At 65.2% G+C, this 24,287-nt stretch carries 26 protein-coding genes and 1 pseudogene; 6 read left to right on the forward strand and 21 right to left on the reverse strand.

Annotated elements, in window-relative coordinates; translation table 11 throughout:
• The first annotated feature begins 12 nt into the window (after window positions 1–12).
• Both F7R19_RS08095 and F7R19_RS08100 read left to right on the forward strand, forming a co-directional pair.
• Window positions 13–1,188, forward strand: a complete 1,176-nt coding sequence (locus F7R19_RS08095; RefSeq protein ID WP_150979916.1) for an acyl-CoA dehydrogenase family protein — start codon at window positions 13–15, stop codon at window positions 1,186–1,188.
• Between the two features lie 66 nt (window positions 1,189–1,254).
• Window positions 1,255–2,253, forward strand: coding sequence for a tripartite tricarboxylate transporter substrate-binding protein (locus F7R19_RS08100; RefSeq protein ID WP_150979917.1), 999 nt, complete (start codon window positions 1,255–1,257; stop codon window positions 2,251–2,253).
• 92 nt (window positions 2,254–2,345) lie between these two features.
• Here F7R19_RS08100 and F7R19_RS30600 read toward each other — a convergent pair whose 3' ends face one another.
• From F7R19_RS30600 to F7R19_RS08120, 5 genes and pseudogenes are all read right to left on the reverse strand, one after another.
• Window positions 2,346–2,471 (reverse strand): pilin, encoded by a 126-nt coding sequence (locus F7R19_RS30600; protein WP_407648889.1) that lies wholly within the window; start codon window positions 2,469–2,471, stop codon window positions 2,346–2,348.
• Entirely contained in the window at window positions 2,453–2,722 is a 270-nt protein-coding gene (locus F7R19_RS08110) for a pilin (RefSeq protein ID WP_282959926.1), read from the reverse strand. Before F7R19_RS08110 ends, F7R19_RS30600 begins: the two co-directional genes overlap by 19 nt.
• Window positions 2,710–2,845, reverse strand: a pseudogene (locus tag F7R19_RS30115) (prepilin-type N-terminal cleavage/methylation domain-containing protein); the annotation flags it as partial. The gene F7R19_RS08110 and the pseudogene F7R19_RS30115, both read right to left, overlap by 13 nt.
• Before the next feature lie 237 nt (window positions 2,846–3,082).
• On the reverse strand, window positions 3,083–3,400 hold the full coding sequence (locus F7R19_RS08115; RefSeq protein ID WP_061958139.1) for a YnfA family protein: 318 nt from the start codon (window positions 3,398–3,400) through the stop codon (window positions 3,083–3,085).
• 86 nt (window positions 3,401–3,486) lie between these two features.
• The gene (locus F7R19_RS08120; protein WP_061958140.1) at window positions 3,487–4,428 is read right to left on the reverse strand and encodes a LysR substrate-binding domain-containing protein; all 942 of its coding nucleotides are present in this window, start codon (window positions 4,426–4,428) and stop codon (window positions 3,487–3,489) included.
• Window positions 4,429–4,557: 129 nt separating this feature from the next.
• On the opposite strand from F7R19_RS08120, the gene F7R19_RS08125 reads away from it, so the two are divergent.
• From F7R19_RS08125 to F7R19_RS08135, 3 genes are all read left to right on the forward strand, one after another.
• The gene (locus F7R19_RS08125) at window positions 4,558–6,387 is read left to right on the forward strand and encodes a gamma-glutamyltransferase family protein (RefSeq protein ID WP_150979918.1); all 1,830 of its coding nucleotides are present in this window, start codon (window positions 4,558–4,560) and stop codon (window positions 6,385–6,387) included.
• Between the two features lie 73 nt (window positions 6,388–6,460).
• Window positions 6,461–7,438: a Bug family tripartite tricarboxylate transporter substrate binding protein gene (locus F7R19_RS08130; RefSeq protein ID WP_150979919.1), complete on the forward strand. Its 978-nt coding sequence runs from the start codon at window positions 6,461–6,463 to the stop codon at window positions 7,436–7,438.
• A complete protein-coding gene (locus tag F7R19_RS08135) occupies window positions 7,435–7,947 on the forward strand; it encodes a GAF domain-containing protein (protein ID WP_150979920.1) in 513 nt (170 codons plus the stop codon). The genes F7R19_RS08130 and F7R19_RS08135 overlap by 4 nt, the downstream gene beginning before the upstream one ends.
• A 57-nt stretch (window positions 7,948–8,004) precedes the next feature.
• Here the strand turns inward: F7R19_RS08135 and F7R19_RS08140 are convergent, their stop codons facing one another.
• From F7R19_RS08140 to F7R19_RS08155, 4 genes are all read right to left on the reverse strand, one after another.
• Window positions 8,005–8,727, reverse strand: coding sequence for an MgtC/SapB family protein (locus F7R19_RS08140; RefSeq protein WP_200899047.1), 723 nt, complete (start codon window positions 8,725–8,727; stop codon window positions 8,005–8,007).
• Window positions 8,728–8,907: 180 nt separating this feature from the next.
• On the reverse strand, window positions 8,908–9,888 hold the full coding sequence (locus tag F7R19_RS08145) for a pyridoxamine 5'-phosphate oxidase family protein (protein ID WP_150979921.1): 981 nt from the start codon (window positions 9,886–9,888) through the stop codon (window positions 8,908–8,910).
• Between the two features lie 29 nt (window positions 9,889–9,917).
• The gene (locus tag F7R19_RS08150) at window positions 9,918–10,529 is read right to left on the reverse strand and encodes a glutathione S-transferase family protein (protein ID WP_150979922.1); all 612 of its coding nucleotides are present in this window, start codon (window positions 10,527–10,529) and stop codon (window positions 9,918–9,920) included.
• Window positions 10,530–10,655: 126 nt separating this feature from the next.
• Complete coding sequence (locus tag F7R19_RS08155) at window positions 10,656–11,564, reverse strand: LysR family transcriptional regulator (protein WP_150979923.1); 909 nt, start codon at window positions 11,562–11,564, stop codon at window positions 10,656–10,658.
• Between the two features lie 339 nt (window positions 11,565–11,903).
• Between F7R19_RS08155 and F7R19_RS08160 the strand changes: the two genes are divergently transcribed.
• The gene (locus F7R19_RS08160; RefSeq protein ID WP_150979924.1) at window positions 11,904–14,774 is read left to right on the forward strand and encodes a TagA domain-containing protein; all 2,871 of its coding nucleotides are present in this window, start codon (window positions 11,904–11,906) and stop codon (window positions 14,772–14,774) included.
• A 23-nt stretch (window positions 14,775–14,797) separates the two neighbouring features.
• Here the strand turns inward: F7R19_RS08160 and F7R19_RS08165 are convergent, their stop codons facing one another.
• From F7R19_RS08165 to F7R19_RS08215, 12 genes are all read right to left on the reverse strand, one after another.
• Entirely contained in the window at window positions 14,798–15,856 is a 1,059-nt protein-coding gene (locus F7R19_RS08165; protein ID WP_061958148.1) for an AI-2E family transporter, read from the reverse strand.
• A gap of 84 nt (window positions 15,857–15,940) precedes the next feature.
• Window positions 15,941–16,831 carry a LysR family transcriptional regulator gene (locus tag F7R19_RS29980; RefSeq protein WP_223506357.1) on the reverse strand — a complete coding sequence of 297 codons (891 nt, stop codon included), beginning with the start codon at window positions 16,829–16,831 and terminating at the stop codon, window positions 15,941–15,943.
• Window positions 16,832–16,878: 47 nt separating this feature from the next.
• The gene (locus tag F7R19_RS08175; protein WP_150979926.1) at window positions 16,879–17,907 is read right to left on the reverse strand and encodes a cytochrome c-type biogenesis protein CcmH; all 1,029 of its coding nucleotides are present in this window, start codon (window positions 17,905–17,907) and stop codon (window positions 16,879–16,881) included.
• Entirely contained in the window at window positions 17,900–18,448 is a 549-nt protein-coding gene (locus F7R19_RS08180) for a DsbE family thiol:disulfide interchange protein (protein WP_150979927.1), read from the reverse strand. Before F7R19_RS08180 ends, F7R19_RS08175 begins: the two co-directional genes overlap by 8 nt.
• Window positions 18,445–20,457, reverse strand: coding sequence for a heme lyase CcmF/NrfE family subunit (locus F7R19_RS08185; protein WP_150979928.1), 2,013 nt, complete (start codon window positions 20,455–20,457; stop codon window positions 18,445–18,447). The genes F7R19_RS08180 and F7R19_RS08185 overlap by 4 nt, the downstream gene beginning before the upstream one ends.
• Window positions 20,454–20,909 carry a cytochrome c maturation protein CcmE gene (gene ccmE / locus F7R19_RS08190; protein WP_150979929.1) on the reverse strand — a complete coding sequence of 152 codons (456 nt, stop codon included), beginning with the start codon at window positions 20,907–20,909 and terminating at the stop codon, window positions 20,454–20,456. The genes F7R19_RS08185 and ccmE overlap by 4 nt, the downstream gene beginning before the upstream one ends.
• Entirely contained in the window at window positions 20,906–21,028 is a 123-nt protein-coding gene (locus F7R19_RS30460; RefSeq protein WP_263289820.1) for a hypothetical protein, read from the reverse strand. Before F7R19_RS30460 ends, ccmE begins: the two co-directional genes overlap by 4 nt.
• Window positions 21,025–21,807 carry a heme ABC transporter permease gene (locus F7R19_RS08195; protein ID WP_150979930.1) on the reverse strand — a complete coding sequence of 261 codons (783 nt, stop codon included), beginning with the start codon at window positions 21,805–21,807 and terminating at the stop codon, window positions 21,025–21,027. Before F7R19_RS08195 ends, F7R19_RS30460 begins: the two co-directional genes overlap by 4 nt.
• 5 nt (window positions 21,808–21,812) lie before the next feature.
• A complete protein-coding gene (gene ccmB, locus F7R19_RS08200; RefSeq protein WP_150979931.1) occupies window positions 21,813–22,481 on the reverse strand; it encodes a heme exporter protein CcmB in 669 nt (222 codons plus the stop codon).
• Window positions 22,478–23,119, reverse strand: a complete 642-nt coding sequence (gene ccmA, locus F7R19_RS08205; protein ID WP_150979932.1) for a cytochrome c biogenesis heme-transporting ATPase CcmA — start codon at window positions 23,117–23,119, stop codon at window positions 22,478–22,480. The genes ccmB and ccmA overlap by 4 nt, the downstream gene beginning before the upstream one ends.
• Before the next feature lies 1 nt (window position 23,120).
• Window positions 23,121–23,720 carry a NapC/NirT family cytochrome c gene (locus tag F7R19_RS08210; protein WP_150979933.1) on the reverse strand — a complete coding sequence of 200 codons (600 nt, stop codon included), beginning with the start codon at window positions 23,718–23,720 and terminating at the stop codon, window positions 23,121–23,123.
• Window positions 23,721–23,741: 21 nt separating this feature from the next.
• Window positions 23,742–24,275: a nitrate reductase cytochrome c-type subunit gene (locus F7R19_RS08215; protein WP_170292570.1), complete on the reverse strand. Its 534-nt coding sequence runs from the start codon at window positions 24,273–24,275 to the stop codon at window positions 23,742–23,744.
• Window positions 24,276–24,287 lie beyond the last annotated feature (12 nt).

A 24,287-nucleotide genomic window follows, 5' to 3' on the forward strand; every position in this document is an offset into this window, starting at 1 on the left:
AGGAATCCACCCATGTTCGACCATCTGACCAATCCCGTGCTGATCGACACGCGCGCAGCGGTGCAGCGTTTTATCGACGAAGAGCTGCGCCCGCTGGAGCGCGAACTGGGCCTCGGCACCGAAGATCCCTGGCCGCGCGAGGTGCTGCGCAAGGTCTGGCGGCGATCGAGCGAACTCGGGCTGTATGCGGCCTGCCTGCCGGTGGAACTGGGCGGCAAGGGGCTCAATATTGCCGAGCAGTGCGCGCTGAAAGCCGACCTGGCCGCCAGCGGCGCGGTGCTGGCGCCGCATGTGCTGGGCGATCTTGGCGGCCCGCCGCGCGTGGGCAACATGCTGAAATACGCGACGTCCGATCAACTGGCGCGCTATTTCCAGCCGGTGATTCGCGGAGAAAAATCGACCTGCTTCGCGCTGACCGAGCCGCATTCGGGATCCGATGCGCAGAGCATCCGCACCAGTGCCGTCGTCGACGGCGACGAGCTGGTGATCAACGGCCAGAAGCACTACATTAGCGGCGCGCCGTTCGCGGACTTTGCCATCGTGATGTGCGTGACCGACGCCACGACGTCGCCGCCGGCCATCACCGCGGTGCTGGTCGATCTGGACTTGCCGGGCGTGACGGTGAGCACCGAATACGTGCCGATGTCGGGCCAGCATATCGACGGCGATATCCGCTTCGAAAACGTGCGCGTGCCGCGCGCCAACATTTTTGGCGGCGAGGGCAGGGGCTTCAAGCTTGGCATGTCGCGTATCAATGTGAATCGGCTGCTGCACTGCCCGTCGATGCTGGGGCTGGCCACGCGCGCGTACCAGGCGTCGGTGGAATATGCGGGCCAGCGCCGGCAGTTCGGCGGACCGATCGCGCGCTTCCAGGCCATCCAGCACATGCTGGCCGATATGGCGGCGGCGCTGTGGGCGTGCGAAAGCATGATCGCGCAGACCGCGATGCTGGCCGATGCCGGCGCGGACCTGCGCATGAAGGCGGCAGCGTGCAAGCTGTTCGTGTCCGAACGCTGCTTCGAGGTGGCCGACAAGGCGGTGCAGATCCACGGCAACGTGGGCGTCACGCGCGGTCATCCGGTAGAGCAGACTTGGCGCAAGCTGCGGATGTTCCGCATTTTCACGGGCACCAGCGAAATCCAGCGCAACACCATCGCAAAGGCCATTCTCGATCCGGGCGCGGCCTGATTCGCCAGGACCACAACCTCGACGGCGACGCCGCCCAGACGGCGCGCCCAACGACAGGAGACAAACATGAATCGTCGACAGTGGCTTGCCACCGCGGGCGCTGCGGCCGGCGCCGCAGCATTGAATGGCATGACAGGCCGCCTGGCCATGGCTGCCGCCCCCTATCCGTCGCGTCCGATCCGCCTGATCGTGCCTTTTATCGCCGGCACCGCGCCGGATTCGATGGCGCGCACCATTTCAGCTGAGCTGGCGCCAGTGCTGGGCCAACCGCTGGTGGTGGAGAACATCGGCGGCGCGGGCGGCATCATCGGCGCACGCGCATTGAAGCGCGCCCAGCCCGATGGCTACACGCTCGGCGTGCTGGCCAATCAGCATGTCATCAACGTGCATCTGTATCGCGACCAGCCGTACGACGCCGCCAAGGATTTCACGGCGATTTCCGCGCTGTCCGGCGGACCGGTGGTGCTGGCCGTGCCCGCGTCGTCGCCTTTCAAGACCGCGCGCGATCTGGTCGATGCGATGCGCAAGCAGCCCGATGGCCTGAACTATGGATCGGGCGGCAAGGGCAGCGTATCGCATCTGGCCGTGGAGACGCTGCTGCACCAGACACACACGAAAGCCGTGCATATCCCCTACAAGGGCGCGAGCGAGATCGTGACGGCGATGCTGAGCGGCCAGACGCAATTCGGCATGCCGGTGCTGTCCACGGCGGCGCCGTTCCTGCGCAACGGCCAGATCCGGCCGCTGGCTGTGTCATCGGCGGCGCGTTCGATCTATTTCCCCGATGTGCCGACGCTGGCGGAATCGCTGTCGCCGGGCTTTGTACTCGATAACTGGAGCGGCCTGTTTGCACCGGCCGGGTTGCCTGCGGCGCTGACCAAGAAGCTGTTCGATGCGGTGGCGGCACTGCAAGCCAGCGGCAAGCTTGATGCAACGATGAAGGCCAACGCGGGAGAAATTCGCAAGAGCCAATCGCCGGGCCAGTTCACGCAGATGGTGGCGGCCGACAATGCGCGTTATGGAAAGCTGATCGAGGAGATCGGGATGCGGGGGGAGGCGGGGTAAGGCGCTTGACGCGCCTGAACTGCTTCAGGCGGTGAGGAAAAGAAAAAAGCCCTGGGGAAAGTCCAGGGCTTTTTAGCTTGCTTAGGTTTGCATTACGACGCGGGGCAGCTAGCCGGTGCGAAGGAGTTATTCCAGCCGTTAGCCGCAACCCCTCCAGTCACTCCGCAGGTCCACGAGCCCGTGCTCGAGCGGGACCACGTCACAGTGGCCCCTGCCACCGAACCCGAGGCAGACCCCCCAATTGGCCAGAGATCGTCGATGCAGCGGCTGCAAGAACAATCGTCGGCAACTGATTCGTATTGACTGCACCATCAAGCAACGTCGACTGAGTGCGCCCCGGGTTGCAGTCAGTTGCGTTTGCCGGCACACCGTCCGTAATTACGGTGCGCCCTTCGTTAAGACAGGTCTCAGCAGCAGTGCGCAGAGCCGAAAGCTCACCGATCACGCGATTCACCTGCGACTTGGCCACATACGACTGATATTGCGGAATCGCAATCGCAGCCAGGATACCGATGATCGCGACCACGATCATCAGTTCGATCAGCGTGAAGCCCTTTTGTACCCGTTGGATTCCGATCCGTGCTTTTTTCATGGAATTGACCCCTTGAATTTGTTGGAACAGCAACTGCGCTGTCGGGGCATATAGAGCAATCGGTGTGCCAGCGTACGGAATGGGCAAAAAGCAGAGAAATGTGAGATTTCTTGTCACATGTAACGGAATGTATCTGCAAAAATTTGTCACCCCACATTGGTAGGGTAGGGCGCAAGATCCACATAGTGACGGTTTTTGTCAGAATATGTGACTGTTAATCCGCCCTTAATCTTCGCCTCAGCGCGGCTGGAACACGATCACGGCCATGCCGGCGACGGCGATTGTGACACCTGTCATATCCCAGACGCTGGGCCGCACACCGTCCACCAGCCACAGCCAGACGATCGCCACGGCGATATAGATGCCGCCGTATGCGGCGTAGACGCGGCCGGAGGCGTCCGGGTGCAATGTCAGCAGCCAAGCAAAGATGGCCAGCGACGCGGCGCCGGGCAGCAGTAGCCACGGGCTGGCGCCCTGGCGCAGCCACAGGTAAGGCAAATAGCAGCCAAGGATCTCGGCAAGCGCGGTCAGCAGGTAAAGCGCGACTGTCTTCATATCGGTCGAGTTTTCTTGTGGATGTTTGAACCGGCTAATCGCCTGCGGTCACGCGGGCGAACGGGGCACGTCGAATGCGCGACGTCCTATCCCACCGCCACGCGCAATGCCGCCACCAGCGCCGTCACCAGTTCGTTCTCTTCGGTGCCGCGCCGCCACATCACGCCTACCGGCGGCAAATCCCAACTGAGCGAAAACGGCAGCGTGGCGGCGTCGCCTAGCTCGACCAGTTCCGCGGCCACGGCGCGCGGCACGATGGTGATTGCGTCGGGCTGGCTGCGCAGCAGCGTGGCCATCGGCTTGATCGAATAGGTTTCCACGATCGGCAGCGGCGGCGCCACGCCGGCCAGCGCAAACATCGTATTGATCGTGCGGCGGACCGGCGTGTGCGGCGGCGGCAGAATCCAGTCCAGCAGGGCCAGCCGTTTCCAGTCCAGTTTGCCGCGCGAAAGCCGCGCCGCGGCGCGCGACGGCACCACCAGCACCGGCTCCTCGCGATACAGCGGTTGCTGCACGATATCTTCGCCCGCCAGGTAAAACGACCGCGCGATGGCGCAATCGATCTCGTGCTGGCGTAGCGCCGTGACCAGTTCATCGGTGGTGCCTTCGCGCACCACCACCGCCACGCGCGGCGATTGATCGAGCCCGTATGCCAGCGCGGCGTCCAGCACCGCGCGCGCGGTGTACGGAATCACGCCGATCCGCAAGCGTCCGCGCCCGCCCGCCTCGATGACGCCGAGCTGGCGCCCGAGCGCTTCCGTATCGGCCATCGTCATGCGCGCGTGGCTCAGCACCGCCGCGCCGGTGGCGGTCGGCTCCAGGCCGTTGCGCGTGCGCGTAAACAGCGGCGTCATGAAGATGTCCTCGATCTCGCGCAGCGCCTTGGTGACGGCGGGCTGCGACAGGTTCATTTCCGCCGCAACGCGCGAGATGGACCGTTGCCGCTCCAGCGCCAGCAACAGCGGCAAATGACGCAAACGCAGGCGGGACACGATCTGGTGCAGCAGTTTGTCGGCGGCGATAGGCATCGGAGCAGGGCGGGCGAAAGCGATATAACCGGATGGTAATACAACGATAAGTAATTCGATCCAGAAAGTTATTTCATCTGCCTATACTCGACGCCACAGGCAAATGCATGCAACAGGAGTCATTGACCCATGTTTACGACACGGCCCGAGATCGTCGGCACCTTTGGCGTCGCCGCTTCCACGCACTGGCTGGCTACGCAAACCGCCATGGGCGTGCTGGAACGCGGCGGCAACGCATTCGATGCGGCGGCGGCGGCGGGATTCGTCTTGCAGGTGGTGGAGCCGCATCTGAACGGGCCGGGCGGTGAAGTGCCGATCCTGTTTTGGAGCGAACGCGATCGCGCCGCGCGCTCGGTGTGCGGGCAAGGCCCGGCGCCGGCGCTGGCGGACCCCGACGCATTGCGCGCCATGGGCCTGGAAATGATGCCCGGCATCGGCCTGATGCCGGCCACCGTGCCCGGCGCGTTTGGCGCGTGGCTGACGATGCTGCGCGATCACGGCACGTGGCATCTGGCCGACGTGCTCGCGCCGGCCATCGGCTACGCGCGCAACGGTTTTCCGCTGGTGCCGCGCATCTCGCAGGCGATCCTGGCCGTGCAGGCGCTGTTCCGCGACGAATGGCACAGCTCGGCCGAAACATGGTTGCCCGATGGCAGGGTGCCGCGCCCCGGCGCGCTCCATACACTGCCGGTGCTGGCCGACACGTACACCCGCGTGGTCGAGACCGCCGTGGCAAAAAGCGACAGCCGCGAAGGCCAGATCGATGCCGCCATGGATTGCTGGTATCGCGGCTTCGTGGCCGAGGCCATCGACGATTACTGCCGCAACACGCCTGTGCGCGATACCACCGGCGAAAAGCACACCGGTCTGCTGCGCTACGACGACATGGCCAACTGGACGCCTGTGGTGGAAGCGCCCGTTTCGCTCGAGTTCGGCCGCTATGCCGTGGCCAAGTGCGACATCTGGAGCCAGGGCCCGGTATTCCTGCAGCAGCTTGGCATGCTGCGCCACGCGGGGCTGGACGCGCATGCGCCAACCTCGGTCGAATTCGTCCACAAGATTGCCGAAGCGGCCAAGCTGGCGATGGCCGACCGCGCCGCGTGGTACGGCGATCCGCGCTTTGTGGAAAGCCAGCTGTGCGCGCTGCTCAATCCGCATTACCTGGCCGCGCGCGCGGCGTTGATCGGCGACCGCGCGGCCACGACGATGCAGCCGGGCGCGCTCAAGGGCGTTGCGCCGCGCATGCCCGACCTGGCTGTCGCCGAGCGCACGCTGGCCGCGGCCGATACGCGCTTCGGCATCGGTGAGCCGACGTTCGCGGCGCTGCCGCCGGTCAGCGAATGGGCCGAGCGCGAAGTATTCGTCGGCGACACCTGCCATATCGACGTGATCGACCGCCACGGCAATATGGTCGCGGCCACGCCGTCGGGCGGCTGGCTGTCGTCCAGCCCGACGATTCCCGCGCTTGGCTTCGCACTGAACACTCGCCTGCAAATGGCCTGGCTGGAACCGGGCCTGCCCAACACGCTGGCACCGGGCAAGCGCCCATGCACCACGTTGTCGCCATCGCTGTGCATGCGCGATGGCGAGCCGTACATGGTGTTCGGCACGCCCGGCGGCGATCAGCAGGACCAATGGTCGCTGGCGTTTTTCATGCGCCACGCCGTGCACGGCATGAACCTGCAGGAAGCCATCGACGCGCCGGCCTGGCATGTCGACCACTTCCCGCAATCGTTCTGGCCGCGCCAGACCACGCTGAACCGCATCACCGTGGAATCGCGCATGCCCGCCGCGACGATCGATGCGCTGCGCGCGCGCGGGCACGAAGTTCGCGTAGGCGATGACTGGTCCGAAGGGCGCATGTCGGCATGCACGCGCGAGCGAGACGGCAAGGGCCGGCTGGTGCTGCGCGCCGGTGCCAATGCGCGCGGCATGCAGGGTTACGCGGTGGGCCGCTGAGCGCTGCATTGCGGATTCGGGACGAAATCGGGGCACGCCGTTGTTATTCGAAGACAGAAGGGGAGTAAGCAAGATGAGAGCCGTAGTGAAAAGCCTGCTGTGCGGCGCCGCCGCACTGGCCATGTCGTTCGCCAGCGTGGCTGGCGCAGCCGATGCGTATCCCACCAAGCCCGTCACGTTGATCGTGCCGTGGGCGGCGGGCGGTTCCACCGATATCCTCGCCCGCGTGCTGTCGGAACACCTGACGAAAGCGCTGGGCCAGCCCGTGATCGTCGATAACAAGCCCGGCGCATCGGGCAATATCGGCTCGGCCATGGTGGCGCGCGCGCAGCCGGACGGCTATACGCTGCTGGTCGGCTCGATGAGCACGCACGCGATGAATCCGGCGCTAATGGCCAACATGCCGTTTAAGGGCGTCGACGATTTCACGCCGCTCGGCCTTCTGGCCTATGTGACCAACACGATGGTGGTGAACCCGTCGGTCCCGGCCAACAACGTCAAGGAACTGATCGCCTACGCCAAGGCCAATCCGGGCAAGCTGGCCTATGCCAGCGCGGGTCCCGGATCGACCAACCATTTGAGCGCGGTGCTGTTCGAAAAGATGGCTGGCGTGGAAATGCTGCACGTCCCGTACAAGGGCGGCGCGCCGGCGGTGGTCGATACCGTGGCCGGGCAGACCCAACTGCTGTTTTCGGCCGGCACGCAGACGCTGCCGCACGTGAAGGCCAACAAGCTCAAGCTGCTGGCCGTGACCGAAGCCAGGCGGTCGCCATTGCTGCCAAACGTGCCGACGGTGGGCGAGACGATCCCGGGCTACGAATTGTCCGTCTGGTATGGCGCGTTCGGCCCGAAGAACATGCCGGCTGATCTCGTTGCGCGCCTGAACAAGGAGATCAACCGCGTGATGTCGCTGCCCGAGGTGAAGGCCAAGATGGATTCGATCGGCGTGGAAACGGCGACGTCGACGCCGCAGGAGTTCGGCAAGATCCTCCGTCGCGACGCGGACCGCTACGGCAAGCTGATCAAGGACCTCGGCATTAAGGGGGAATGATGGCAAGCGTCGATACGCTCGGCCACTGGCAAACGCATCTGCATGTGCTGTTCGATCGCCTGCGCGATGCCGCCACGCCGCGGGTTGCAATGGATGCGATCGGGCAGGCCACGCTCGACATCGTCGGACAGGGCCTGCTGACGATCAACGCCTGGCACGCGCGGACTGGCGAAATCGAACGGCTCTGGTCGTCCGACCCCGCCGCCTATCCCGTGGGCGGCAAAAAGCGCAAGGGCGATACTGCCTGGACGCGCCAGTTGCTGGTGCGCGGCGAAGTGTTCGTGGGCGAGGGCGACGACGCGCTGGCTGCGGTGTTCGACGATATCGCCACGATCCGCGCGCTGCGCTTGAACGGCGTGGTCAACGTGCCGCTGTGTCATGGCGGCAAGGTGATCGGCACCTTCAACTATCTGGCCGATATTGATGCGTGGACGGCGAACGAGATCACCGCGCTGCGCATGCTGGGCCAGTTCGCCGTGGGCGCAGTGCGCGACCTGCAGCAAGGCTGAGTCGGCGCGCAGGCGCGGCCCGACCCGGGTGCCTGCGCAAGTCATCGCGCCGCGCCGTCATTCCGTGGTGCTGGCACTCCAGAACGCCTGGCTGACCACGCTGGTGCCGCCCAGCCGCGCCACGATCTTGTCGAGTGCATCGCCATCGACTGAGGTGGCGGCCAGCGCCGCCTCGATTTCCACATCCTGCTCGCCGAATGCGCGCACTTCCAGGTCGCGCGTGGGATACTCGGCGGCCTCCAGCGCCTCTTCCAGCAAGCGCATCGCGGTCTTTTGGTAGTCGCGCGATGTGATCACATGCACGGTGTGCGTGACTTCCACCGCGGTGGTGTCCAGCGGCTGGCGGTTGATGCGGTCCACCACGGGGCGCAGCAATGTGTTGGCCGCCAGAATGAACAGCGCGCCGATCCCGGCCTCGACGATCATGTCCGCGCCCGCGCAGGCGCCCACCGCCGCCGAACACCACAGCGTGGCAGCGGTATTGAGGCCGCGCACGTTGCCTTCCTCGCGCATGATGACGCCCGCGCCCAGAAAACCGATACCGGACACCACATAGGCGATGACGCGCACCGCGCCATCGTGCGCCGCGATATGGTTGGCCAGATCGACAAAGATGGCCGCGCCAACCGCCACCAGCACATTGGTGCGCAGGCCTGCGGTGCGTTGGCGATACTGGCGCTCGAAGCCGATCATGCCGCCCAGGATGAACGCGGCGGTCAGGCTGATGGCGGTATCGAGCAGCGATTGCGGGTTGATATTCTGCAGGGCTTCCAGGGACATGATCGGCATCCGGTCGGGCCAAAAAACTGGCGCGATTGTGGCACAGCCGGCCCCGCTTGCGTCGGCATTCTTATGGGCTCCAATGTCGGCCCGAACATTGGCCCGAATGTTGGCCCTGGAATCGGCCCCGCCGGCGAGAGCCCCTCGCGCCAACCTCTTGCGTCGCTTCCCGGTCCCTGCCTATTGCCAACTGCCGGTGTTGAGCGCCTGCGGCGATGCGCCGCCGGGCACGAAGTCCAGGCGTAGCGGCAGCGCCCGGTCGCGCCGCACGATCCGTTCGGGCAGGAATCGCCACAGCCGTTGCGCGCCGTCGAAGCGCGCAATCTCCGGTGAATCGGTGATGACTTCGGCGCGGCCCGTCATCTGCAGCAGGTCGCCAGTCGGATAGCTGACGAACACCAGCCCGGCCACCGGGTTGACCATCATGTTGCCGAGCGTGTTGAAAAACGTGTTGCCCGGAAAATCGGGAATCGTCAGACCGCCATCGCTATCGACGCGCACGAAACCGGGCTTGCCGCCGCGATGCGACACATCGACCTGGCGCTGTCCATCGCCCAGATCGACATACGTCGTCACGAAGAACGAATCGGCATGCGCGATCAGCGTGCGGGCGCGCTGATCCAACGCGGTCATCGCTTGCGTCGGCACACCGCTTGGTTGGGCCGGATCGCGCGTCATTACCGGGTCGCGCTTCTGGATGTACTGAGGACAGTTGCCGAAGCTTTGCACCACCGATACCTCAAACTTTTGCGCGTCGGAGCGATGAAGCACGCCATTCATGCGATTGCGTCGCCGCGTCATCGGCTCGATGCCGAGCAGCGCAATCGCGTTGCCGTCGTCCATGCCGGCTTCGGCCGGATCGTCGGCGTCGCGTGGGACCACCACATCGAGCCGGCGCGGATCGGGCGAGTGCATGAACCCGGGATGTCCGCCGCGCACCGTAGCCCATGGCCGTCCATCGGGCGCCACGGCGCCCACTACCACGAACGGCAACTGCGCGAAGAAGTCACGATGCTGGTCAGGCATATAGTCCCGCACCACACGCGCGCCAATTTCCGCCAGGCGTTCTGCCACACCGGCGCGCGCCTGTAGCAGCCGTTCACCGGTATGCCACGGCGTGCCTGCCAGGCTTTCGATATCGGCTATCGGCTGCGTTGTCATGTTGATCTCCCGCTGATCGGTTGCGATGTTCAGCCTTCCAGTCCGGCTGCGCTTTTCTGGAACGGCACGAAGCCCGGCAGCGCTTCCACGCGCGCCAGCCAGGCACGCACGTGGGCGTAGTCGTTCAGATCGACGAAACCCTCCGGTGCGCGCGCGGTGTAGCTGTAGAGCGCCACGTCGGCGATGGTCGGATGGTCGGCGGCGAACCACGGCCGGCTCGCCAGCGCGTCGTCCATGCGCCTGAGCACGACATGCGCGCGGTCGATAGCCGCCTGACTGTCGACCGGTGCGCCGAATACCGTCGCCAGCCGCGCGGTGGCGGGGCCGGACGCGATATCGCCGGCCGCCACCGATAGCCAGCGCTGCACGGCAGCCTCCTGCGCCGCGCCCTCTGGCAGCCAGTCCTTGCGGCCCAGCTTTCTGCTCAGATAGACCAGGATCGCGTTCGAATCGCACACCACGGTCTCGTCGTCGACCAGTACCGGCACCTGGCCGAATGGATTCAATTGCAGAAACTCGGGCGTCTTGTGCTGGCGCTCCAGCAGGTCAACGTCGATCAGCTCGGCGGGCTGGTTTAGCAGCGAAAGGAAAAGCCGGGCGCGATGGGAATGGCCGGAGAGCGGGTGGCCGTACAGTTTCATGATCGGTGTCCTGGGTCGATTGTTGCGGATTTTCACGCAGATGCGCGTCACGGATCGACTATAGGCGCACCGATTGGCGCGAAAAACGGCCCGTAGCCCAAGTGACTATTGTGAAATCGAGAAGAATCAGCCGGCGGGGTTAAGCGACGACGTGCCGCGCAGCGTCTCCACCGCCAGATCGATAAAGGCGCGCACCCGATGCATGGCGTGGCGGCCCTCGCGATGGATCACGTGGATCGGCAGCGGCGTGGGCTCGAACGGCTCGAGCACCAGTTGCAGCCGGCCGTCGCGCAGTTCATCGGCGATCTGGTACGACAGCACGCGCGCCAGCCCAAAGCCGTCGACTGCCGCCGCGATCGCCGAATCGTTGGTGGTGGTAGCCATGCGCGGCATCAGGCGGACGGGATGCGGCTCGCCGTCGCGCATGAAGCGCCATTCGGGCAACGTGGAGATGCCGGTGGTCTGGATCACGCTGTGTTCGACCAGTTGGTCAGGCGACGCAGGCGCGCCGTGCTGCGCCAGGTACTGCGGCGCGGCGCAGACCACGCGCCGAACCTGGCCGACCGGGATGGCCTGCAGCGACGAACTGGGCAACTCCCCGATGCGCACGCCGACGTCGATCCCTTCGTCGACGAAATTGACCACGCGGTCGATAAACAGGCAGTCGACGTCGACTTGCGGGTAGCGCCGCAGGTATTCGACCACCACCGGCGTGACGAACCTGCGTCCGAACAGCACCGAAGCCGTGATGGTCAGGCGACCGCGCGGCGCGGCATGCGCGCCGGTGGCCGCAAGTTCCGCATCGTCGATCTCGCCAAGGATGCGGCGGCAGTCTTCGTAGTACGCCATGCCGGTTGCGGTGGGCCTGACGACGCGCGTGGTGCGCGTCAGCAACCGAACGCCCAGGTGCGTCTCAAGTTCGGTCACGACCCGGCTTACCACGCTCAGCGATACATCGAGCTTGCGCGCCGCCGGCGTGAAGCCGCCGCCCTCCACTACGGCCACGAAGGTTTTCATCGCCTGCAGTCTGTCCACGAAACGCTCCTCCTGGCTGGCCGGCTTCCCGATGGTGTCGGCAAGTTAGTGAAACGACGATGGTACCTGCGCGGACGTCGCACCGGGAATAGCCCGGCGTGTGGTCGCAAACCTGATAGCGCGCAGTTTGGGGAAACGATGATTGTCGGCCGACGAGTCATCGGTTGATGCGCCCGGCGTCGGGGCACGCGCTTCCAACTTCAGCTCGCGGCCGGAGCCAATTCGCTGAGTTCCGATGTCAACCACAGGCCGACTGCGCAAGCATATCTATTGCTGCGTTGTCCCGATCCCCGGCATCGCAGCTTCTCAAGAATCTTCCAATTTTCGAAGCTGCAGATCATGAAGAGTACGCCCCCCGCAAGACGCCGTTTGGTCACACTGATGTTCTGTGCGCTCGGCGCACTGGCTGCCGGATGCGGCGGCGGCGATGGCGGCAGCGCAACAGCGTTGCCGGCCGTTCCCGACACGCCGTATGTCCCATCGCCCAGTTCCCCCGACACCCCGGCGATCCCGGATGTGCCAGTCAACCCCGATACACCGGGCGTACCCGATGACCCCCCCGTCGTAGACCCCGTGATCGAAACGCGCATGCTGAGCGGCGCGTTCGAATTCGGCCAGACACACATCATTGGCGAGAACGACACGCGCAGTGCACCGGATCTGGTCGAGGGACGCGGCACGCTACTGCAATTCACGCCGGTCACCGCAATTCCGGAAGACCGTAACGTGTTTGTGGAAGCCATGCTCAACGGCGTGTCGCTGGGCCGGATGTATATGGCCGGGCCGTCGTCGCAGCCGTTCTTCGCCGAAGACCGGCTCAGCGTCACCCGCCTGCCGTCGTACAACTCCAAGGCGTGGACCGTGCAGATGCCGGCCGGCTGGATCCGGCGGGGCGTGGCCTTGACAGTCGGCTACGATGAAGCGCGCGAATCAGCGCGGCAAATCGACGCGTGGCGCGCGACGGCGTCGCTGCCGGCGCTGGCGCCGCATCTGCCGTTCACGTTTGCACGTCTGAAAGTATTGCTCTGGGGCGAGGACAGCCATAGCCTCGACACCGGTCCGCTTCCCAAGCGTGCCACCGACTACTACGGTGTGCTGCCGGTCGGCGCGCTGCGCGCCGTCGACTATACGGAAGCGCGCTGGGGTTACCTGGTCTTCGCGCCAGCGGACGGCGCTCCAATTCGCGCGACATCGCAAGCCGCCCATGCCAGCGCGGGCGGCGGCCTGCTTTACAGCCAGGCGTTGAAACAGGTGGCGGTGCTGGTCAACAAGGCCAATACCGGTCGCGGCCTGCGAACCAGCGAATATGGCGACTCTTCTCCATACAGCTTTGGCAGCTATGTCGCGCAAGGGCAGTTTCTCAACAGCGCCGGCGTCTACAAGGACCTGAACGACTATAGCGCGGCAGGCGGCTGGACCGGCTGGTCGGCAATCTACTGGAACACCGATTGCAGCTATCTCTTCGACCACGAAGTGGGACATTCGCTTTCCCTTTCGCATTTCTTTGCAGGTAACGCGCAAAGCTGGGGAATTGCCGACGAGTATCCCAAGGACGCTGCCTTGCTGCCGACGCAACCGCTGCCTTACGACACGGTGCGGGGCATGTATCGCACCTGGTATCGGGTTTCGAAGGGATTTTCCTATCCGGCTTCGGCGGATTCGCTGGTCAGCAGGAACGATCCGATGAGCTACGACAACGAGTCGAATACGCCAAGCTGCTCGTCGCCGTATTCGGGTTACCACGCCCGCAAGGCGCAGCGCTGGATGCGCAGCACGCCGACCATTCTCGAGCAGGACGGCGTCACGGGCGTCTATAAGTGGGACGACAATGCGCGGCAGTACATGCCCGCCGCGATCCCGGAAGCCGATATGCAGGCGCCGCAACGGACCAATGTGCCGGTGGCCACGCTGATGGGCACACTGGCGGCGGCGACTTCGCCCGATGCACGCCAGATCTACCCGCCAATCTATGCCGCCAGCGGCAACACGTTTGTGGCGCCGGATCCGTTCAAGGCCGGCTTGCCGCAAAAGTACAACGGTGCCAAATACTACCTCGACGTGACTTATGCGGGCGGCCGGCATGAGTACGCGCTGATCCAGCAGGCGGAAATCACCAATCCCAAGGCGCTCGCGCAATTCTCCATCAATGTGCCGCTCGACGAGCGGCCCGTCGAGATGACGCTATGGGAAGCGGCCCAGCCTTATCCGATGATCACGCCAACGGGCAACACGGCGCTGTTCACGCGCGCGATCGACAGCGGCACGGCGTTGCCCGAGGTCGTCGAGGTCAATCCCAGCACGTTGTTGCAGCATCAGCAGGTGACGCTGTCGGCCATCTGCATGTCCAAGAGCTGTGGGCGCCAGACCGTCGACGTGGCTTGGTATCCGTCCGACGCGACATCGTTGCACTTCGTCGCGCAGGATGCGACGGTGGGGCCAACGACCGCTGTCGGCGACGCCAACGGCCAGCCGATGCGTCTGACCGTGCCGATGATCGGGCCGGACGGCATGATACATACCGTCGTGGTACGTGCGGCCAAGACCGTAAACGCGCCCAACGGGATTCTCTCAATGCCGGCGAACTATCGCGGTGTGCCTCCCGGAAAGATCACCAGCAACCTCCAACGGCTTGTGCTCTGGGCCACCGCCGAGGACAACGCCGGCCTGCCGAGCGGCAGCTATGCCACGACGGAAGGCGTCAAGCTGAACGTGTTGCGCGATAACGGCGAACTGGTAGACGAGGTGACCGTGCACGCATCGTTGCAGATGCCGATCTTCGTTACCGCAGGGATCGATACACCGTTCTATCGCCCCTACAACCTGCCCAACTCGAGTATCTATTTCACGACGCTCGACTCGCGCCAAGGGCCTACCACCGGCGTCTGGTCGTACTCGTCCGAGCCCTCCATGCTGCATAGCCGCGTGCAGGATGCCGAGACCGGCGAGACAGTGACGGCGACGTTCCGCGGCTACAAGCGCAACTGCGGCGCCAAGGGCAGCCGCTTCACCATGAACGCGGGCGGATACTGGACGCTGACCTGCGAGTACGGATTGGAACTGGTGTTCAATCCCGCCGACAACCCCGGCTTGGCGTCCGGACATCATTACGTTACCGGTGCCGGTGACGAACTGATGATCGACGCGCATGGCTGGCACATCGACAAGCTGCTTGAGCGCGTGGGGATTCGCTGGGATTTTGTGATGCCGTAACCTGCGCGTCACGGACGCCCCGGTCAATGGCTGGCCGGGTCCTCCGTGCTGTTCAGGTCCCAGCAGGCAATGAACAGCGCCGCGATCAGCGGTCCGATCACAAAGCCGTTCAATCCAAACAATGCCATGCCACCCAGCGTGGAGATCAACACGACGTAGTCGGGCATTTGCGTGTCCTTTCCAACCAGAATGGGCCGCAGCACATTGTCGACCATGCCGATCACCAGCATGCCGAATCCCACCAGCACGCAGCCCTTGAGGATCGAGCCCGTCAGCAGGAAGTAGACCGCCACGGGTGCCCAGATCAGGCCTGCGCCGATTGCTGGCAGCAGCGACAGAAACGCCATCACGACCCCCCACAGCAGCGATCCCTGAATGCCCAGCACGGCGAAAATACCGCCGCCGAGCAGCCCCTGAACGAGGGCCACGGCGATATTGCCCTTGACGGTGGCCCGCACGACAGTGGTGAACTTCTGGATCAGATGCTGCTTGTACGTGGGGCTCAGCGGCACGGCCAGCCGCAGGCGGCGCGTCAGCTGGGGGCCATCGCGCAGCAGAAAGAACAGCAAGTACAGCATGATGCCGAAGCTGATCATGAACTGCGCCGTGTTTTGCCCGATGCTGAGCGCGCGGGTGGCCAGCATCTGGCTGGCCTGCAGCGCGCTGGCGCTGAGCTTGTCCTTGACGTCGGAAAGGCTGGCAAGGTCGGCGCGTGCCAGCAGATCACGCATGAAGGGCGGCAGGGCGTCCGCGGCCGATTGGAAATAGTGGCCGAAATTGAGCTGGCCCGAACGAATGCTTTCGTACAGGCTCACGCCCTGCTGGATCAGCGACATCGTGATCGCGATCATCGGCAAAATAACCAGAAGCAGCACCAGCAGCAGCGTGAGCAGTGCCGCAAGGTTGGCGCGGCCGCGCAGACCGGTGACGAGACGGCGTTGCAATGGCGCAAAGATGATGGCGAGCACCGCACCCCAGAACACCGCGCCATAGAAGGGCCACAGGATCCAGAAGAACGCGACGGTCACCAGCGCAAGCAGGAGCAGAAACGACTTGTGGTGCAGACCGGAGGACTCGGTCATGGGGCGATTCCTTAATCGGCTAAGCAGTCGCCATTCTACGACGCCGTCGATATCTGTCGACGATTTGCCCCGCGGCCGGCCGATCTAGCCGGTACGCCGCACAGGTCGGCGCGTGCCCAAGGCGGTCTTGGCAGTGTCGCGGGAAGGAGTCGGGAACAGCGCCGAGTCGGCGGCCAAAGGGGTGGGCACGCCCGGTTTGTCGCGCGGTTTGGTTTGGGGGCTGGATTGGGATTTGGCCTGGCGCCTGGCTTTGGGTTTGGGTTTGGGTTTGGCGCCGCCAGCAGGGACGGTGGACCCGGTGGAAGCAGTGGAAACGGTTGGCAAAGGGCGCGCGGCGGGCTTGGGCGAGGGAGGGATTGGGGGCGAGGCGGGCAACGCGGGAGTAGGGAGCAACGTGGACTCGGCGGATGCATCGCCTGGCGCAGTATCGGCGGTTGCCGGCGCGCTGTCCGGTGGCGGCCGCAGCTCGGCGATCAGCTCATCCCACATCTCCAGCAGGCGGATGGCGCATGGATAAAGCCGGTGTGCAGCAGCAGTCGGACGCATCGTCGTGCCGTTGCGCTCGAACAGCTTGGTACTGAGGCGGTCTTCGATACACCGGACGGCGTAGAGGATGCCGGCTGCCTTGATGCCGCTGTGGCGTTCCGCGGCGCTGGCGGAACGGAATTGCATCATCAGAACGAATCGCCGCAGTTGACAGGTGTTGACGTGCCGGATGGGCAACGATCCATAAAGTACTTCCGGCGGGCGAACCGGCAAGGCCATGGCCTGGCGAACAGGGCGGGGGCCTTCGGCAGGCAGCCTCTCCGCACGTTTTGAAGCGGTATTCCACATAGGATCTCGGGGCGGTACAGCAATCGAGCCCGAATTGTCAGACTGTTCCCAAGCTCGAAATTTGCCCTGGCGCAATGCATCGATGGCAGGTAAGTGGATATCGGAAAAGCGCCATGTACGAGAGTGGCGCGACAAGTCCACGTCGATCAAGTTCCGCTCGCGGTTTGGTCTGCCCGCTTTGCGGTGCGCTACTTCATCCCAGCCGACTTTGCTGCGGCCAGATTGGCAGCGACTCGCGTTGCCGTTTGCGAATCGGGCGGCAGCAAGCGATAGAGATGCTCCCAAAAGGCGATGGCCTCGCGCGCATCGCCACGCTGGGCTGCTGCGCTGGCAGCCAGCGCAAGCGCCTTGGGATCGTCCGGGTCGGCCGCCAGCGCGGCGCGAATCTGCTCAAGCGCCGGCCCCTGCAGCGATCCGCCGTTCAGGCTGGCCAGCACGTCGGCATAGTCCGATCGCACTGCGGCCTCGTGCGGGGCCAGCGCCACCGCCCTGGCAAAGGCCGCGGCTGCATCATCGAAACGCTCCAGCACCGTGTAGGACCGCGCCAGCATGATCCAGCCCCCGGCGTCCTGCGGCTCGGCCTGAAGTTTGCGGGCGAGTTGATCGACCATGCTTTCGATTTGCGAGATGTCCGGTGTGTGTGCGTCACCGGACAGCGTGTGCGCGTCGCCGCCCGGCACGAGCGCCGCGGGATTGCCCAGATGCAGATACAGCATGGCGGCGGCTGGCGGCAGCATCACGCATAACGTGGCGGTGGTCCACGGCGAGCGCGGACGCCCGGGAGCGATCGGATCATCGGGCCGGGGTCTGCGCAATTCGGCCAGCGATGCGGCGCGGGTGCCGCGCGTATTCCGGTGATGGCGCCACAGCCAGATCGCCACAGCAGCCAGCAATGCAAACGGTCCGATCCACAGCAGCCACGTTATCGGCGCGAACGGTGGATCGTACAGCACGAAATCGCCATAGCGCTGCACCAGCCATGTCTTGATGGCCTCATCGCTGGCGCCGTGTGCGACCTGCGCGCGAATCTGCTGGCGAAGATCCACGGCAAGCTCGGCGTTCGACTCGGCCAGCGTCTGGTTCTGGCACACCAGGCAGCGCAGTTGCTGGGACAGCGCGTGCACGCGCGCATCGAGCGCGGCGTCCGACAGCGGCGCGGCAGCCGTCGCGTGCAGCGTGATCGCGGCAAGGAGCGCTATCAGCCCGCGCCTATGCACGGTTATCACCCTGCGCAAGCTGTTTCAGCAGCGGCTGGATCTGGCGTTCCAGCACTTCGCGGGTGACCGGGCCCACCTGTCGATAGCGCACCACGCCGCGCGCGTCGATGACGTAGGTCTCCGGCACGCCGTAGACGCCGAAATCGATCCCCACGCGCCCATCGGCGTCGACCAGCGATTGCACGTACGGATCGCCCATCTGTTTCAGCCATTGCAATGCAGCCGCGGGCGAGTCCTTGTAGTTCAGCCCGTAGACCGGCACGGCGGAGCGAGAGGCAAAGTCGATCAGCACTGGATGTTCGCTGCGGCACGCGGCGCACCACGACGCCCACACGTTGAGGATCCAGACCTTGCCACGCAGATCCTGGGGTTTCACGGTCTGCCGCGCGCCCGGCTCCACGCTCAGCACCGGAAGCGAAAACTGCGGCGCCGGTTTGCCAACCAGCGCGGACGGCAATTCGCGCGGGTCGTGTCGCAGGCCGGCGCCCAGGGCTACGACGATGGCCAGGAAGATTGCCAAAGGCATCAGAAAGCGCGTCATGGCCCGTTTTGCTCGCTGCGCGGGATCGCCAGCGCCGACGGCGCTACACGCGGGTCGATCGTTTGCACCTCGCGCGCGGCCGACTGCCGCAGCCGATAGCGGCGGTCGCACGCGGCAAGCAGGCCGCCCAGCGCCATCAGCGCACATCCGCCCCAGATCCATTTCACAAACGGCTTCACATAAATGCGCACGCCCCAGGTCGTGTCGCCGCCAGCTTCGCCAATGGCGACGTAGAGATCGCGCGTCAGCGCTGTATCGATGGCCGCCTCCGTGGTCGGCATGTCCTGGCTGCGATAGATGCGCCGCTCCGTTGCCAGCGTCGTGACGGGGTGCCCGTCGCGGCTGACCGTTATGATGCCGCGCAGCGCCTCGTAGTTGGGGCCCACCGCGGGCGCCACGCCGTCGAAGCGGAAGGCGAAGCCGTCGACCGTGACGGTGTCGCCCGGCCGCATCGGCAGTTCGCGCATGGTCTCCTGGCTGTTGACCAGCGTGATGCCGATCACGAACACCCCGACGCCTACGTGCGCCAGCAGCATGCCGCAGTATCCGGCCGGCAACTGGCGCAACGATTCGCGCCATCCGCGCCGATGCCTGAGCCGTTCCTTCAGGCTGACGCCCGCGCTGGCCACGCACCATGCCGCCAGCACCAATCCCAGGCCGGTCAGCGCCGACTGGTTGCGCAGCACGCCCAGCAAACCGATGCCGATCACCACACTGGCCGCGCCCGCCCAGCGCAAGCGCCGCGCTATCGACGGCAGTTCGCCGCGACGCCAACGCGCCAGCGGCGCAGCCCCCATCAACAGCACTGCGGGCGCCATCAGCGGCACGAAGACCTGTTCGAAATACGCGGGCCCGACCGAAACCTTGCCGAGACCAAGCACATCGAGCAGCAACGGATACAGCGTGCCAAGCAAAACGGCGGACGCGGCAACGGCCAGCAGCACGTTATTGGCCAGCAGAAACGCCTCGCGCGATGTCCAGTCGAAGTCGGCGCGTTGCGTCAGCTGTGGCGCTCGCCACGCGAAGATCGCCAGTGCGAGACCGGTGACCAGTGCCAGCAGCGTCAGAATAAAGATGCCGCGCTTGGGATCCACCGCGAACGCATGAACCGATGTCAGCACGCCGGAGCGCACCAGGAACGTGCCGAGCAGACTCAGCGAGAACGTGAAAATTGCCAGCAATGCCGTCCACGCGCGAAACGCGCCGCGTTTTTCCGTCACGGCCAGCGAGTGGATCAACGCGGTGCCGGCCAGCCATGGCATGAACGACGCGTTCTCCACCGGATCCCAGAACCACCAGCCGCCCCAGCCCAATTCGTAGTACGCCCACATGCTGCCCAGCGCGATGCCCACCGTCAGGAACATCCACGCCAGGATGGTCCATGGCCGCGACCAGCGCGCCCATGCCGCATCGAGCCGGCCTTCCAGCAGCGCCGCCAGCGCAAAAGAAAACGCCACGGCAAAGCCGACATAGCCCATGTAAAGGAATGGCGGATGGAACACCATGCCGGGATCCTGCAGTAGCGGATTGAGATCGCGGCCTTCCATGGCGCGCGGCAGCAGACGCACGAACGGATTCGACGAAAACAGCAGGAACAGCAACAGGCCGCTGCTGATGCCGCCCATCACGCCCAGCACGCGGGCGACGAAACTCAGCGGCAAGCGCCGGCTGAACAGCGCCACCAACAGCGACCAGCCGGCCAGCATCAGCGTCCAGAGCAGCATTGACCCTTCGTGGCCGCCCCAAACCGCGGCGATGCGATAGGCAAGCGGCAGCGCGCTGTTGGAATTTGCCGCGACGTAGCGCACGCTGAAGTCGTCGCCAACGAAGGCCGCCGTCAACGACAGATAGGCGGCGGCCACCAGCACCCACTGCAAGAGCGCCATGGGTCTGGCCCATGCCATCCACGGCACAAAGCCGCGCGGTGCGCCAGCCAGCGGCAACACCGTCTGCACCAGCGCGGCAAGCAGCGCACAGATCAAGGCGAAGTGACCCAGTTCCACACTCATCGCTGCACCTTTTGCGTGGCGGCGCCGTCGTTGGCCGCGCGCTTGAGCGCCTCGGCCGCTTCCGGCGGCATGTAGTTCTCGTCGTGCTTGGCCAGCACTTCGCTGGCAACGAAGGTGCCGTTGGCATCCAGCGTGCCACGCGCCACGACACCTTTCCCTTCGCGAAACAGATCAGGCAGCAGTCCGCGATAGATCACCGGCACGTCATGCCGCGTATCGGTGACCACGAAGCGGATGGTCAGCGTTTCGCCTTCGCGCGTGATCGATCCGGGGGCGACCAGTCCGCCGAGCCGGAATGCGTGCGCCAATGGCGCCTCCTTGGCTGCGATCTGCGAAGGGCTGAAGAAAAATACGAGATTCGACCGGAATGCGTTGAGCACGAGCGTCAGCGCCGCGCCGCCGCACAGCAATGCGGCCAGCAGCAATCCGAGCCTGCGCTGGCGAGGCGTCATGGCGTGTCGTCCGGATCGATGCGGCGGTGTACCCGCCACGCCAGCCTGACCAGTTCGATCACGATCGCCAGGAGCGCCACGCAGAAGACGCCGGCGATATAGCCCGCGTGCGCGTTCATCGCAGCGTCTGCCCAATCGGCACGGCCACCTCGCCGCGTTCGCGCAGGATGCAGCGCACCCGCACCAGTGCCACCGCAATCGTGTACATCCAGCATGCCAGCGTCATTGCCAGCATGCCGGCGAGCATCGTCGCGGCCATAGTCGGCGCAGTGGTCAGGCTTACAGATGCGCCCTGATGCAGCGTGTTCCACCACTGCACGGAGAAATAGATGATGGGAACGTTCACCACACCCACCAGCGCCAACACGGCGCACGCCCGCTCCGCGCGGCGCGGCTCGTCGATGGCGGATTCCAGCGCGATGAACCCGAGATACAGGAACAGCAGGATCAGCTCGGACGTGAGGCGCGCATCCCAGACCCACCACGTCCCCCACGTTGGCTTGCCCCACAGCGCACCGCTCCAAAGCGCGAGAAACGTGAACATCGCACCGGTCGGCGCCAGGGCGGACGCCATCATCGACGAAAGCCGCGTGCGCATCACCATCGCCAGCGCACAGTAGCCGGCCATCACGACGTAGATGAACATCGACATCCAGGCCGCTGGCACGTGGATGAAGATGATGCGATAGACCTCGCCTTGTTGCGCGTCCGTGGGGGCGACAACGAAGCCCAGCCACAGGCCCAGCGCCAGCCATAGCGCGGCCGCGGCGAAACACCACGGGGCGAGTTTGCCGGCAACCGGATAGAACCGGGCTGGCGATGCAAATCGCGTCCATCGTGCGCGACCGGCGTGCCGCGTGGGCGCGGCGGTGTCCTGCAACGAAGCGTGCTGGGTCATCGGCGTCACTCCATCGCAATGCGTAATCCCGCAGCGGTGGCCAATGGACACACGCACAGGGACAGGGCCAGGCAGGCGCCCAGCAACGAAAAATGCGGCGCGACGTTCAGGCCGGCGTCGGCGGCAGCGCCAGCGCTGGCACCAAACACCAGCACCGGAATCGACAGCGGCAGCACCAGGATGCACAGCAACACCGCACCGCCGCGTACACCGAGCGTAAGCGCCGCGCCCACCGCGCCGATCAGACTCAGCGCCGGCGTGCCGACCAGCAGCGAAGCCGTCAGCAGCAGCGTTGCACCGCCGGGCAGGGCGTATTGCTGGGCCAGCAACGGTGTCAGTGCCAGCACCGGCAGGCCGCTGGTCAGCCAGTGCGCGCAGATTTTTCCCAGCACCATCAGCGAAAGCGGATGCGGGCATAGCAGCAGCTGGTCGAGGCTGCCATCGGCATGCTCCTGCGTGAACAGTCGCGACAGCGACAGCATCGATGCCAGCAACGCGGCCACCCACAGAATGCCCGGCGCCAGCACCCGAAGCTGCTGCGGATCGGGCCCGACCGCCAGCGGAAACAGGCTAGAGACGATCACAAAGAACACCACGCTTGCCAACAGGCTGCTACGTCGCCGCCATGCGAGCGACACGTCGTGCGCGATGATGGCGCCGAGCGCGGCAATCATGTCAGCCTCCGCGATGGCGTAGCCAGATCGAGCACCGCGCCGCGTTGGGGCAGCAACTGGTGCGTGGCGATCACCGCCATGCCGCCGCTCGCCAGATGCGCATCGAGCAGCGCGACGAAGCAGGCGGCGCACCCCTGATCGAGCGATGTGAGCGGTTCGTCCAGCAGCCAAAGTTGGCGTGGCGCTAGCGCCAGTCGCGCCAGCGATACCCGCCTGCGCTGACCTTGCGACAGCGCGCGCACCGGGACGCTGCCCACCGCTTCAAGACCGAGGCACGCCAAGGCGTTGCGGATCGCCGAAGCCTGCGCCGGCGCGTCGTGCATGCGGGCGGCAAAGCGCAGATTCTCGGCAGCGCTCAGGTCGACGTAGATACCGTTGGTATGGCCGATATAGGCCAACGCCGACAGATACTCCGCGTCGCCCGTGCCGATTGCGCGGCCGTGCCAGCGCAATCCGCCTTCGGCTGGCTGCAGCAAGCTGGTCAGCACGCGTAGCAGGCTGGTCTTGCCGGCACCGTTCGGCCCGGTGACCTGTAGCAACTGACCTGGCGAGAGCGACACTTCGATATCGCGAAAGATGGCGCGGCCCATGCGCCGGACGGTGAGCTGGCCGGCTTCCAGCACGGCGGCTGCCGTCATGTCACGGCTCCCCGGCCTTGCCCATATCGGGCAGCCGATGGGCGATGCCCTTGTGGCAATCGATACAGGTTTTTTCCTTGTCGGCCAGATAGGTCGAATGCATGGCCTGCGCGCGCGGGCTCTGCCGCGTGAAATCCATCGACTGGTAGTCGTGGCAGTTGCGGCATTCGAGCGAGTCGTTGGCCTTGAAGCGTGCCCATTCGTGCTGCGCCAGCACCAGGCGGTGTTCCTGGAATTTCTCGGGCGTATCCACGGTGCCAAAGATCTTGGCCCACACTTCCTTGGACGCCTGCATCTTGCGCGCCATCTTGGAGGTCCAGTTGTGCGGGACGTGGCAGTCGGAACATTTCGCGCGCACGCCGCTGCGGTTGGCGAAGTGGATCGTGCCCTGCAGTTCCTGATAGACGTTGTCGCGCATTTCGTGGCAGCCGGTGCAGAATTGCTCGGTGTTGGTGAACTCCAGCGCCGTATTGAACGCGCCCCAGAACACCAGGCCCGCGATGAAACCGCCGAGTGTCAGAAAGCCCAGGCTGAAATACGCGCTGGGACGATTGATGGTGCACCAGTAACGTTTGATGAGATCGCAGAGTCTGCCCGTCATCGCTTGCCCCGTTAGGTGCGGCTATTTGGCGCTCTGGGCGCTGGCGCCGCCGCTCTTGCCATTGGCGCGCTTGAGCATCGTTTCCACGTCGACAAACGTGTTGCCCACCAGCGGCTTGGCATCGGCCTGCGGCACGTGGCACTGCGTGCAGAAATAGCGGCGTGGCGACACCTCCGCCAGCACATTGCTGTCCCGATCCATGTAATGCGTGACGCTGACGGGAATGGCGCCGGTCTCTTCGGTGCGCGTGCGAGCGTGGCAGAACATGCAACGATTGAAATCGCGATCGAGCTGATAGCCGTCGATCTTGTGCGGAATCGTCGGCGGCTGCATGGTGTAGGCACGTGTGCGGCGAATGTCCTTGTTTTCAGTGGGATACAGCAGAGGCGCCTTTGCTTCATCGGCCACCGGCGTGGGGCCGCGCATGGCGTCCACCAGGCCTTGCGCGCTGGCCGGCGGCAGGCCCAGCGTCGCCAGTGCCACGCAGGCGAGCAGCGCTGCATGCAGCCACGCGCGCACGCCGGGCCATGCAGTCAAGGATCGGCGGGTTGCCATGGCGTCTCCTCT

It is taken from the genome of Cupriavidus pauculus (assembly GCF_008801835.1).
Classification (GTDB): domain Bacteria; phylum Pseudomonadota; class Gammaproteobacteria; order Burkholderiales; family Burkholderiaceae; genus Cupriavidus; species Cupriavidus pauculus.